Origin of the sequence: Rhizobium sp. BK098 (genome assembly GCF_014193155.1) — a bacterium.
GTDB lineage: Bacteria > Pseudomonadota > Alphaproteobacteria > Rhizobiales > Rhizobiaceae > Rhizobium.
Genome location: NZ_JACHYY010000013.1, coordinates 69,516 through 81,482 on the forward strand (window position 1 = coordinate 69,516; position 11,967 = coordinate 81,482).

10 protein-coding genes are annotated in these 11,967 nt (G+C 60.5%); 7 read left to right on the forward strand and 3 right to left on the reverse strand.

Going from position 1 to position 11,967, the window contains the following annotated elements; translation table 11 throughout:
* The first annotated feature begins 65 nt into the window (after positions 1-65).
* Positions 66-1,547, forward strand: a complete 1,482-nt coding sequence (locus FHT73_RS25665) for an NAD-dependent succinate-semialdehyde dehydrogenase (protein WP_183715726.1) — start codon at positions 66-68, stop codon at positions 1,545-1,547.
* A gap of 7 nt (positions 1,548-1,554) precedes the next feature.
* Here the strand turns inward: FHT73_RS25665 and FHT73_RS25670 are convergent, their stop codons facing one another.
* Positions 1,555-2,301, reverse strand: coding sequence for a metallophosphoesterase family protein (locus FHT73_RS25670; RefSeq protein WP_183715728.1), 747 nt, complete (start codon positions 2,299-2,301; stop codon positions 1,555-1,557).
* Between the two features lie 379 nt (positions 2,302-2,680).
* On the opposite strand from FHT73_RS25670, the gene copD reads away from it, so the two are divergent.
* On the forward strand, positions 2,681-3,565 hold the full coding sequence (gene copD / locus FHT73_RS25675) for a copper homeostasis membrane protein CopD (protein ID WP_183715730.1): 885 nt from the start codon (positions 2,681-2,683) through the stop codon (positions 3,563-3,565).
* Here the strand turns inward: copD and FHT73_RS25680 are convergent.
* Positions 3,562-4,332, reverse strand: coding sequence for a TIM barrel protein (locus tag FHT73_RS25680; protein WP_183715732.1), 771 nt, complete (start codon positions 4,330-4,332; stop codon positions 3,562-3,564). The genes copD and FHT73_RS25680 overlap by 4 nt on opposite strands.
* A 64-nt stretch (positions 4,333-4,396) precedes the next feature.
* Positions 4,397-5,347 (reverse strand): helix-turn-helix domain-containing protein, encoded by a 951-nt coding sequence (locus FHT73_RS25685; protein ID WP_348648163.1) that lies wholly within the window; start codon positions 5,345-5,347, stop codon positions 4,397-4,399.
* A gap of 86 nt (positions 5,348-5,433) precedes the next feature.
* Here FHT73_RS25685 and FHT73_RS25690 point away from each other — a divergent pair, with 86 nt between their 5' ends.
* The 5 genes from FHT73_RS25690 (at position 5,434) to FHT73_RS25710 (ending at position 11,849) form a co-directional block, all read left to right on the forward strand.
* Positions 5,434-6,708: a sugar ABC transporter substrate-binding protein gene (locus FHT73_RS25690; RefSeq protein ID WP_112338866.1), complete on the forward strand. Its 1,275-nt coding sequence runs from the start codon at positions 5,434-5,436 to the stop codon at positions 6,706-6,708.
* A gap of 175 nt (positions 6,709-6,883) precedes the next feature.
* On the forward strand, positions 6,884-7,744 hold the full coding sequence (locus FHT73_RS25695) for a sugar ABC transporter permease (protein ID WP_112338865.1): 861 nt from the start codon (positions 6,884-6,886) through the stop codon (positions 7,742-7,744).
* Positions 7,741-8,577, forward strand: a complete 837-nt coding sequence (locus tag FHT73_RS25700; protein WP_015338242.1) for a carbohydrate ABC transporter permease — start codon at positions 7,741-7,743, stop codon at positions 8,575-8,577. Before FHT73_RS25695 ends, FHT73_RS25700 begins: the two co-directional genes overlap by 4 nt.
* Positions 8,578-8,592: 15 nt before the next feature.
* Positions 8,593-9,681 carry a sn-glycerol-3-phosphate ABC transporter ATP-binding protein UgpC gene (gene ugpC / locus FHT73_RS25705; RefSeq protein ID WP_183715734.1) on the forward strand — a complete coding sequence of 363 codons (1,089 nt, stop codon included), beginning with the start codon at positions 8,593-8,595 and terminating at the stop codon, positions 9,679-9,681.
* A gap of 164 nt (positions 9,682-9,845) precedes the next feature.
* Complete coding sequence (locus tag FHT73_RS25710; RefSeq protein ID WP_183715736.1) at positions 9,846-11,849, forward strand: aldo/keto reductase; 2,004 nt, start codon at positions 9,846-9,848, stop codon at positions 11,847-11,849.
* Positions 11,850-11,967: the final 118 nt, after the last annotated feature.

The window sequence follows — 11,967 nt, forward strand, 5'->3', positions numbered from 1 at the left end:
CGCCAACGTATTTTCCTTTATTTGCCGGCGCGAACTGCCGGGCAAACCCTGTCGGAGTGCAGACCATGTCCTTTACGACCGCAATAACCAAGCACGTTCCCTTCTCCTCGCGCCTCCTGCGCGCTTCCGGCTATATCAATGGCGTATGGACGGCCGGCGGCGCGACGAAGACATTCGATGTCATCAACCCCGCGACCGGCGAAGTGCTGGCCTCGCTGCCCGATATGGGGGCTGCCGAGACAACGACTGCCATCGATGCTGCCTATGCCGCGCAGGTCGCCTGGGCTGCCCGTCCGGCCAAGGAACGAGCCGCAACCTTACGCAAATGGTTCGATCTGATGGTTGCCAACGCCGACGAGCTGGCGGCGATCCTGACCGCCGAAATGGGCAAGCCGCTTCCTGAGGCCAGAGGCGAGATTCTCTACGCCGCTTCCTATGTCGAATGGTATGCGGAAGAGGCCAAGCGCATCTACGGCGAAACCATCCCCGCGCCCTCCAATGACAAGCGCATGGTCGTCATCAAGCAGCCGGTCGGCGTCGTCGGCACGATCACACCCTGGAATTTCCCGGCGGCCATGATCGCCCGCAAGATCGCGCCGGCGCTGGCCGTCGGCTGCACCGTGGTCTCGAAGCCCGCCGAACAGACGCCGCTGACGGCGATCGCGCTTGCCGTGCTTGCCGAGGAGGCAGGCATTCCCCCAGGCGTCCTCAACATCATCGTCGGCATCGATGGCCCGGCGATCGGCCGCGAACTTTGCGGCAATGCGAAGGTGCGCAAGATCAGCTTCACCGGCTCGACGGAAGTCGGCCGCATCCTGATGCGCCAGTGCGCCGACCAGATCAAGAAGGTCAGCCTCGAGCTCGGCGGCAATGCGCCCTTCATCGTTTTCGACGACGCCGATCTCGATGCCGCCGTCGAAGGCGCCATGGCTTCGAAATATCGCAATGCCGGGCAGACCTGCGTCTGCGCCAACCGCATCTATGTGCAATCCAATGTCTATGACGCCTTTGCCGCCAAGCTCGCCGCCAAGGTGGCTGAGCTTTCTGTTGGTGACGGCTTCAAGCCAGGTGTAACTGTTGGGCCGCTGATCGACGAACAGGGTGTCGCCAAGGCTGAAGACCATGTTCGGGATGCCGTTTCGAAGGGCGCGCGCGTCGTGACGGGCGGCAAGCGCATCGAAAGCGCCGGCACCTTCTTTGCGCCGACGATCCTGACGGGCGTCGACCGTAGCATGAAGGTCGCACGCGAAGAAACGTTCGGTCCTGTTGCGCCGCTCTTCCGCTTCGACACCGTCGAGGATGTCATCGCCCAGGCAAACGATACGGAATTCGGCCTTGCCGCCTATTTCTTCGCCGGCGATCTCAAGAAGGTCTGGCGGGTGGCCGAGGCGCTGGAATATGGCATGGTCGGCATCAATACCGGCCTGATGTCGTCGGAAACGGCACCCTTCGGCGGCATCAAGCAATCCGGCCTCGGCCGTGAAGGCTCGCGCCATGGCGCCGATGACTATCTCGAAATGAAATATCTCTGCATCGGCAATTTGTAGCCGGCTATCAGGTTGAGGTGATATGAATGCGGCCCTGCCACAGGCGGGCCGCGCTCAGCCGGTCGGTGTAAAAGGCGCCGGTATCGAGATTGAGCCTGAGACCATTGACTTCGGCCCGTTGGACTGGCGTGTGGCCGTGGATGATCAGCTTCGGCAGCGGCTGCGCGCTGTCGTAGAAACGCGAGCGGATGAAGACCAGGTCGTCGTCTTGCTGGTCGGCAATCGACCGATCCGGATCGATGCCGGCATGAACGAACAGCGCCTTGGGCGTGTCCAGCAAGATCGGCAGGCTACGTAGGAAATTGACGTGATCGTCGGGCAGCCAGGTTCGAATGAACGTATCGAGCTTCTTCCGCTTGGGATATAATCGCTGCAAACGAGGGATATCCACACCATAGGAGGCGAGCGTCGCATCCCCGCCGAGCGCCACCCAATCCTCAAGCGATATCTCTCCGTCGACATAGGAAAGCATCTCCATCTCATGATTGCCGGTCAGGCAGATGCGGTCGAAACCGTTCGGCGGCGGCGCCATCAGGCGGCTGACGACCTGCGCCGAGGCAGGACCGCGATCGATGAAATCCCCCAGCATGATGATGAGCTTTCGGCCGGGAAGTCCCGCCGCGTCGGCAAAGATCTTGCGCTCCAGCGCGCTCAGGAGATCGTAACGCCCGTGGACATCGCCGATGACGTAGGTGGGCATGTCGAGGTGTTCGAGCCATTCCCGGCGTCGACGATGGCCGAAGCCATTGGTCATTTTTTCGCGTATCCTGGACGCCGCCATGAAACTGCCTTTCGAGCGCACACCCCGGAACGCCTCAACTGTGTCTGCAAAAAGAACTCAAAAGCGACGATTCTTTGCCAGAAAGGCGGAAATTATCGCTGGTGACGGTTCTGGCAGCAGGACCGAACCTGCAGCACCAACCCGCCTTGCGGCAAAGCGTCCCGAACGGCACCTTTATGCATGGAGAAAGTTGACAGTGCGTATCCGCAATCTTATCGCGCTACCCACGCTGGCGCGAGACCTTCCGCCCTCGACCCTGGAAACCCAGATGTGGGGGGCCTCGGCACGAAGGCTGCCGCCTCAAATTGGAACGTCCCATTCATGGCGACTGTAAACTTATCGTGAAGCCCTGATGGATACGACGACAGCGCTCCAACTCTGCCGCTTTCTGCATGATGCATCCCTGATGCTTCTATGGGGCGCATGCGCCTATCTCTCTCTCCTCGTACCAAGAGCACTTGCCGACACCGTTTGGCGCATGATTGCAAAACCGTTTGTGCTGATTGTCATGGTTGCGGCTTTAACGGCACTGGCCGCACTGCCGGTGACGACGGCGAATATCGGCAGCGGCTGGAGCGATGCGCTCGATGCCGGCATGATCCATGAAGTGGTTTTCGAAACAACGGTCGGGTTCGCCTGGCAGGCGCAGATGCTGGCGGCCATCGTGATGATTTGCGCCTTGCTGCCGCCACAGAACTGGCGCCGCCACAGGCTGGCCCTGGGCGCCAGCATTGGCCTTGCCTCTCTGTCATTGACTGGGCATGCCTCGATGCTGGAGGGATGGTTGCAGCAGGTGCACCGGGCCAATGATATCCTGCACGTGCTTGCCGGCGGCGGCTGGCTGGGGGCGCTGGTGCCGCTGATCCCAATCCTCAAGCTTCTCGGCCAGCCGGAATATAGGGCGGAAGCGCAATTCGCGCTGCGCCGGTTCTCCAATGCCGGTCACGTTGCAGTCGCACTGGTCATTCTCTCCGGCATCGTCAGCACGCTGCTGGTCCTGAAACGCCTGCCAACGGACTGGTCTTCGCCGTATCAGAAGTTGCTTGCCATCAAGATCGCCCTGGTTGCCATCATGACGGTGCTGGCCATTATCAACCGCTACGTCTTCGTTCCCTGGATCGGCCGCAAGCCGGGCCGGGCGCTGCTGGCCCTCCGGCTCGGAAGTATCTCCGAGATCGTGATCGGCATTATCGTCATCGCGCTGGTTGCCGTCTTTGGCATGATGGAGCCAGTCTAGCCGCCGAGCGATTTCACGACCGACCGAACGGCCGCCGGATCTTGTGTCGTCGGCTTGTATTCCAGGCCCACCCTGCCGCGATAGCCTTGGGCGTACAGCCAATCCAGCCGTTCCGCCAGATCGATATGGCCTGTGCCGGGATCGTTGCGGCCGGGATGATCGGCAACATGGAGATGGACGATGCGGTCGATGCGATCGCCGACCACCTGCTGCGTGTCCTCGCCCATGACGGCCGAATGATAGAGATCGTAGACGATACCCACTTCCGGGCGGCCGACCTCGTCGACAATATCAAGGCCCTCCGCTGTCGAAGACAGGTAGTAGCCGGCATGGTCTATCTTCGTGTTCAACGGCTCAAGGCCGAGCCGGACGCCGGACCCTTCGAGAATGTCAGCACCGGCACGAAGAGTAGCGACGATGGCCGCGCGCTGCCCGGCGCGGGAAAATTCTGCCAGTTCATCGCCGGCCTGCGCGATCAGAACTGGCGCGCCGAGGCGCTGGGCGACAGCAACGGACTCCCGCAGTCCCTTTAGCCAAATTTCTTTGTTTGCCGGATTCGTCAGCGCGATCATGGGCTCCGCCACCATGCCGGACACCCCGATGCCGGTTTCGGCGACGGCAGCTGCAATTGCGTCCAGATCCTTGTTCGTCCAGTGCCAAAACTCGACCGCATCGAGCCCGACGGCATGGGCCAGCCGGATACGATCCGCAAAAGCATCGCCATCGTGCGCAAACAACCACTCGATACAAGCCGAAAACTGTCGCATGAGATCTTCCTCCCTCGATTTGGTCAGGAGCAATGCGCGAGATGATGCGCAACGGCAAGCCTCTCTAGCGATGATAGTGCTGCGGCGGCCGCGGCATCGACGGTTTGATGGCCTCTACCTTCACTGCTGAGAGCACGCGCATATCACGGCGGAAATCGGAGGGCGACATCCCGGCAATATGGCGGAAGGACTTGTTGAAAGCGCTGATCGAACCGAAGCCGCTATCCATGGCGACCTGCAGAACATTGGCGCCGTCGCGCATCAGCATCGCCTGCGCCCGCGAAAGGCGCAGCAGGTTCACATATTTGGCCAGCGTCATACCGGTGGATTTCTTGAAAAGATTCATCGCGTATTTTGGATGCAAGTGTGCCGCCTTGGCGATGTCAACCGTATCGATGTCATGCAGAAAATTATCGGCGATGAAATCACACATGCGCGCCAGGCTGCGCGAAGATTGCGGATGAGCCTGGTCATTGGCCGCATTTCCAGTCTTTTCCGGAACCATGCGATAGGGCTCGAAAGCGATGCGCTCCAAACGCAGCAGGAGTTCCGCGACGGCATGTTCCGCCTTGGCGCCGTCGCCGGACATGACATAGCGGTGCCATCGGGCGAAGTTCTCGTCATCGGCGGCGTCGGTCGCCGAGCTTATCAATGCCTGCCCACGAATAAGACGGCCGGAGATATCAAGCGGCAGCCGCAAGCGGAAAAAATGCACGAGCGGCAGATGCGCGCCTGCATAGATCGAATCGTCGGACAGTTCGTCCAGCTGGTGCGGCTGACCACCCCAGAAAAGACAGATCTCACCGGCTCGCAAAGTAAGCTCGTGATCGCCTATGCGGTAGTGCACGGTCCCGCGGACAATGTAATTGACTTCCACCTGTGCGTGCCAATGCGGCTTTGCCATCGGCAACGGCTGGTTATGAAACATCTGCAGGACGTTTGGGAGCCCTTCGACACTGCTCGCACCCGGCTGATAAACTGCCCGTTGACCCACCTTACTTTTCGCCAAGTCGATGTTCCCTTTTTAGGAGACAGAAGCGTACCGGCGGATAGTTTAAGCGTGTTCTACTGAGGACGGCAATTGAAAAGGGAGGATTTTCAATGCGTTTAAAACTTGCTGGAGCGACGGCACTTGCTGCCCTGCTTGCTTCCGGTTCTGCCTTTGCTGAGCAAACCACCATCACCGTATGGAGCTGGAACATCGCCGCGTCGGCGCTGAAGTCGACGGTCGAGGGATTCAATAAGAAAAATCCTGACATCAAGGTCGAGGTTCAAGACATCGGCAACCCAGGGGTCTTCGACAAGATGCTGGCTGCCTGCGCTGCCGGCGGCGATGGGCTGCCTGACGTCATGTCGATCGAAAACCACAAAGCTTCGATCTTCTGGAACCGCTTTCCAGACTGCCTGACCGATCTCACGAAGCTCGGCTACAAGGATGAGCTGAAGAAGCAGTTCCCGGAATTCAAGCGCGCCGAGCTTGAGGTCGGCGATGCCGCCTATGCGATGCCGTGGGATTCCGGTCCGGTCACCATGTTCTATCGCCGCGACATGTATGAAAAAGCAGGCGTCGATCCGGCAACCATCAAGACCTGGGACGATTTCATTGCCGCCGGCAAGAAGATCTCCGCCGCCAATCCGGGCGTGATCATGACGCAGGCCGATCTCAACGGCGACACCGAATGGTTCCGCATGCTCGCCAACGAACAGGGCTGTGGGTATTTTTCAGGTGACAGCCAGAGCATCACCGTCAACCAGCCCGGCTGCGTCAAGGCATTGGAGAAGGTAAAGGAAATCAAGGACGCGGGCCTGATGAGCGCCGCGAACTGGAACGAGAAAATCCAGGCGAACACGGCAAGCAAGGTGGCGTCGCAGCTCTATGGCGGCTGGTATGAAGGCACTGTCCGCTCCACCTCACCGGATCTTGCCGGCAAATGGGGCGTCTACCCGATGCCGAGCATGACGGCCGACGGCCCGCACGCAGCCAATCTTGGCGGCTCGTCGCTCGCAATCGCCAGCGGATCCAAGCACAAGGAAGCCGCCTGGAAGTTTCTCGAATACACACTTGGCACCAATGAGGGCCAGGTGACCATGCTGAAATCCTTCGGCCTCGTGCCGTCGCTGCTGACAGCGGTCCAAGATCCTTTCGTCAATCAGCCGCAGCCCTATTGGGGCGGGCAAAAGGTCTGGGCCGATATTCTCGCCACCTTGCCGAAAATCAACCCGAGCCCAGGCACCCAGTATTTCAGTGATGCCGATGAGGTCATAAAGGCTGTCCAGACGAAATATCTCGCTGGCGGCTATCCGAATGGCAAGGCCGCGCTCGACGATGCAGCCCAGCAGATCGCTTCGGCGACAGGTCTGCCGCTCGCGAAATGAGTGACACTACCGGGCGTGCCTCCCAAGCCGCGCCCGGCATCCCCGCCGCCCTAGAATCAAAGAAGTAGCGCGTGACGTCGTCCGAAAACCGCCTACACTTTTCGGCGTCACGCTCTAGGAGCGGCGGGGATGTGATGTCACGCATCATTTTCCTGCGCTAAAGGAGAAGGCTTTCATGCGGTTGCGAAACCGGAGCGCCTATGCGTTCCTTGCACCCTATCTTCTGGTATTCGCCGCTTTCTGGGTCTGGCCGATCATCGATTCGTTCCTGATATCGTTCCAGAATACACGGGTTAATCCCTGGACCTTCAATCTGTCGCTCAATTGGGGGCGGCTGTTTGGCGACCCGGCATTCTACAATGCGCTTGAAAACACGCTGATCATCCTGATCGTTCAGGTGCCGGTCATGATAACGCTCGCCACCGTCATGGCGGTGCTGCTGAATTCGCCGTTGTTGAAGGCGCGTGGCATTTTTCGCTTTGCTTTCTTCGCGCCCGTCGTTGTCGGAGAAGTGGCCTATGCCGCCGTCTTCCGCCTGATGTTCAATGTCGACTTCGGCATCATCAACAAGCTGCTCGGCGGCGTGGGCATAGCGCCGGTGTCATGGTTTGCCGACTCGCATGCCGCAATGGTACTCATCGTTATCGCCGTCACCTGGCGCTGGGCGGGTTACAACGCCATTATCATCCTTTCCGGGCTGCAATCGATCCCGGAGGATGTTTACGAGGCCGCGACCCTCGACCGCGTCAGCCGCTTCAAGCAGTTCATCCACATCACCCTGCCACTCCTGAAGCCGATCATCCTCTTCTGCGTCGTCCTGTCCGTCATCGGCACCATGCAGCTCTTCACCGAACCATATCTGATCACCAATAGAGGAGGCCCCGGCGGCGGGACGGAAACGCTCGGCCTGCTGCTCTATCGCCAGGCTTTCCAGTCCACCAACTTCGGCTACGCCTCAGCGATCGCCTATACGATGGCGGCGCTTGCGGTGGCCATCTCTCTTCTCAATCTCTGGGTGGGGCGCGAACCGAAATGAAATCAAAGTCCAAATCCACTCTGATCCGCTCGATCGCCTTGCACGGCCTGCTGGCGCCGCTCGCCATCATCTGGCTGTTCCCGATCTGGATGATGTTCGTCTTCTCGACCATGCCCGATTACGGCATTTTCAGCCCCGGCATCGTCCTGACACCGTCGACTGGTTTCATGGACAACTTCCGGAACCTGCAGGCCGACACCAACTTCGTCGGCGCGATGACGATCTCTATCGTCGTTGCCGTCGTCTATACCTGCCTGTCTGTGCTGCTGACGTCGATGGCCGGATGGGCGCTGGCGCGCTACCAGTTCGCCGGTCGTTCGGGCGTCATCGGCATCATCCTCGGCACGATCACGCTGCCCTACTCCGTCGTCATCATCCCGCAATTCATCATGGTGGCGCGCGATTTCGGGCTGGCGAACACGTGGGTAGCGCTGATCGTGCCGCCGCTCTTCAACTCGCTCGGCGTCCTCTTCATGCGTCAGGCCTTCTCGATGATGCCGGGCGAACTCTTTGACGCCGCCCGCGTCGAGGGCGTCAAGGAATGGCAGATCTTCCTGCGCATCGCCCTGCCGCTGGCGCGGCCGACGATGGCAGCGCTCGCCATCATCCTGTTCCTGGCTTCCTGGAACAATTATCTCTGGCCGCTGCTCATCAACTCCCGGCCGGGAATGATGACCGCGCCCGTGGCGCTCGGAACGCTGATCGGCCTCACCAGGGTCTCCTGGGGCGGCATCATGGCCGGTGCCGTGATGCTGACGGCGCCGATCCTCATCATCTTCGTTCTCCTGCAACGCCACTTCATCGCCGGCATTGCCGCCGGCGCAATCAAATAATTCCGGGAGACCCGTATGGCTGAACTGTCTCTTACCAATATCGTCAAACGCTACGGTTCGCTGGAAATCATCCACGGCGCCAATCTCGAGGTGAAGGACGGCGAATTCGTCGTCTTCGTCGGGCCGTCCGGATGCGGCAAGTCCACGCTGCTGCGCATGATCGCCGGGCTGGAGGATATCTCCGGCGGCGAACTCAAGATCGGCGGGCGCGTCGTCAACGATGTGGAACCGGCCGATCGCGGCATCGCCATGGTCTTCCAGTCCTATGCACTCTACCCGCACCTGACCGTCGAGCAGAACCTCAATTTCGGCCTCAGGATGAACGGCAATCCGAAGGCCGACACCGACCGTCGCGTCAAGCAGGCGGCCGAGATCCTGCAGATTACGGAGCTGATGCAGCGCCGACCGAAACAGCTCTCCGGCGGCCAGCGCCAGCGCGTCGCCATCGGCCGCGCCATCGTGCGTGAACCGCAGATCTTCCTGTTCGATGAGCCGCTCTCGAACCTCGACGCCGAACTGCGCGTGCAGATGCGCGTGGAAATCTCCCGCCTTCACAAGAAGCTCGGCACCACGATGATCTACGTCACGCACGACCAGACGGAAGCGATGACGCTCGCCGACAAGATCGTCGTGCTGCGCGGCGGCAACATCGAGCAGGTCGGCGCCCCGCTCGATCTCTATGACGATCCGGCAAACCAGTTCGTAGCCGGATTCGTCGGCTCGCCAAAAATGAACTTCCTGCAGGCCGAGGTCGTGGATAGTCAGCAGGGCCGCATCGCAGTCGTGCTCAAGGGCCAGCGCGATATCCGTCTGGCCTTGCCGATCACGTCCGCCAAGGTGGAGGTCGGCCAGCCGGTGACGCTCGGCGTCCGCCCGGAACACTTCCTCGAGGCTGGGCGCGGCGATGTGGACATGACGGTTGACGTCGACGTCGCGGAGCATCTCGGCAATACCAGCTACATCTACGCCAATGTCGAAGGCGGCGAGCAGATCGTCATCGAGCGCGAGGAGTCCCGCAACACGGGCAATCGCGACAAGCTCACCGTGGCGCTATCGGCCGCCAAAACATTCCTGTTCGACAGCGCCGGCAACCGATTGCGATAGGCGCTAGAGCCGGATGAATTTAGGTCGGGTCGATCTAAAATCTGAATCCGCTCTAGAATCAAAGAAGTAGAGCGTGATGTCGTCCGAAAACCGCATACACTTTTCGGCATCACGCTCCAGCCATCCTCCCAAGACAGCATGCAGATTTAGGAAAGGATCGTTCCATGACCACTGAGACACCAATCCGCTGGGGCATCATCGGCCCCGGCAGGATCGCACAGACTTTTGCCGATGGTATCGCTCATTCCCGCAGCGGCAAGCTGGTGGCCATCGCCAGCCGCAATCCGGACAAGCCGGGCCTGGGCGACGGTTTCCCGGGCGCGCGCATCGTCAATGGCTATGAAGCTCTGCTCGCCGACAAGGAGATCGACGCCGTCTACATCGCCACGCCGCATACCGGCCATGCCGAATGGGCGATCAAGGCTATCCGTGCCGGCAAGCATGTGCTCGTCGAAAAGCCGATCGCGCTTTCCGCCTTTGATGCGGAAGCCATCTATTACGAGGCCAAGAAAGCCGGTGTCTTCGCCGGCGAAGCCTTCATGTATCGCGTCCACCCGCAGACGGCGAAGCTGATCGAGCTCGTCAAGAGCGGTGTGATCGGCGATCTACGCATCATCCGCACCTCCTTCGGCTTCAATATGGGCAAGGTCAATCCGGAACACCGGCTGTTTGCCAATGACATGGCTGGCGGTGGCATTCTCGACGTCGGCGGCTATCCGGTGTCGATGGCCCGCCTGATCGCCGGCGCGGTCGACGGCAAGCCGTTCCTCGATCCCGAAAAGGTATCGGGCGTCGGCCATCTCGGCCAGACCGGCGTCGACGAATGGGCTTCCGCCGTCCTGAAGTTCCACAGTAACGTCATCGCCGAAGTGTCCTGCTCGATCATGGCGAACCAGGACAACACGCTGCGCATCATCGGCTCGGACGGCCGTATCGAAGTCAAGGACTTCTGGTTCGCCTCCGGCCATAAGGGCGGGATCGGTAAGATCGAGGTCATCAAGGGCGGCGAAACTCAGACGATCGAGGTCAAGGAGGAGCGCTGGCTCTATTCCTTCGAAGTCGATGCGGCCGGCGATGCCATCCGCGCCGGACAAAAGGAATTCGCCTATCCCGGCATCAGCTGGGCCGATTCGATCGGCAACCTCAAGGTGCTCGACCAATGGCGTGCTTCGATCGGCCTCGAATATGGTGTCGAGAAGGCGGCAAAACGGACGAAGAACATCGCCGGCGCGACCGTCACGAAGGGCAACAGCATTCCGAAGCGCAGCATTCCGGGCATCTCGAAACCGGCATCGCTCGTCACGCTCGGCTTCGAGTTTTTCCCGAATTTCGCAGCCGCTTCGCTGACGCTCGACGCCTTCTATGAAGCCGGCGGCAACGCCTTCGACACGGCCTATGTCTATGGCGGCGGCAAGACGGAGAGCATTTTCGGCGACTGGCACACCAGCCGCAACGTGCCGCGCGAAGAGATCGTGCTGATCGGCAAGGGCGCGCATTCGCCACTCTGCTATCCGGACGTGATCGCCAAGCAGCTCGACCAATCCCTTAACCGCCTGAAGACCGACTATGTCGACATCTACTTCATGCACCGCGACAACACCGACGTTCCGGTCGGCGAGTTCGTGGATGCCATGGATGCCGAGGTGAAGGCCGGCCGCATCCGCGGCATCTTCGGCGGCTCAAACTGGACGCGCGCCCGTTTCGACGAGGCGATTGCCTATGCTCAGAAGAACGGCAAGGCGGCACCGGCTGCCCTTTCCAACAACTTCTCGCTCGCGGAAATGCTCGATCCGATCTGGGCTGGATGCGTTGCCGCCTCCGACGACGAGTGGAAGGCCTGGCTGAATGCCAAGCAGATCCCGAACTTCGCCTGGTCGAGCCAGGGCCGGGGCTTCTTCACCGACCGCGCCGGCCGCGACAAGCGAGACGATGAGGAATTGGTTCGCGTCTGGTATTCCGACCGCAATTTCGGCCGCCGCGACAGGGCGATCGAACTGGCGCAGAAGCTTGGCCGCAGCCCGATCCACATCGCGCTCGCCTATGTCGTCGCCCAACCCTTCCCTGTGATACCGCTGATCGGCCCACGCACGGTCGCCGAATTGGAGGACAGCCTTTCGGCGCTCGACATCAAGCTGACGCCGGAACAGGTGAAGTGGCTCGAAGGCTGAGATAGGCCTGTTGGCTGGCGGGGTTCACGGTCGGCTGCTGAGTCTAAATTCGAGAAATGAAAGCAGCCCATCCGGGAAACCGGATGGGCTGCTTTCACATGGGAAGAGATCGTTGTTA

Excerpts from the sequence above, each read along its gene's own strand:
- FHT73_RS25665 (WP_183715726.1), top strand. The coding sequence starts at position 66 with ATGTCCTTTACGACCGCAATAACCAAGCACGTTCCCTTCTCCTCGCGC.
- FHT73_RS25670 (WP_183715728.1), bottom strand. The coding sequence starts at position 2,301 with ATGACCAATGGCTTCGGCCATCGTCGACGCCGGGAATGGCTCGAACAC.
- copD (WP_183715730.1), top strand. The coding sequence starts at position 2,681 with ATGGATACGACGACAGCGCTCCAACTCTGCCGCTTTCTGCATGATGCA.
- FHT73_RS25680 (WP_183715732.1), bottom strand. The coding sequence starts at position 4,332 with ATGCGACAGTTTTCGGCTTGTATCGAGTGGTTGTTTGCGCACGATGGC.
- FHT73_RS25690 (WP_112338866.1), top strand. The coding sequence starts at position 5,434 with ATGCGTTTAAAACTTGCTGGAGCGACGGCACTTGCTGCCCTGCTTGCT.
- FHT73_RS25695 (WP_112338865.1), top strand. The coding sequence starts at position 6,884 with ATGCGGTTGCGAAACCGGAGCGCCTATGCGTTCCTTGCACCCTATCTT.
- FHT73_RS25700 (WP_015338242.1), top strand. The coding sequence starts at position 7,741 with ATGAAATCAAAGTCCAAATCCACTCTGATCCGCTCGATCGCCTTGCAC.
- ugpC (WP_183715734.1), top strand. The coding sequence starts at position 8,593 with ATGGCTGAACTGTCTCTTACCAATATCGTCAAACGCTACGGTTCGCTG.
- FHT73_RS25710 (WP_183715736.1), top strand. The coding sequence starts at position 9,846 with ATGACCACTGAGACACCAATCCGCTGGGGCATCATCGGCCCCGGCAGG.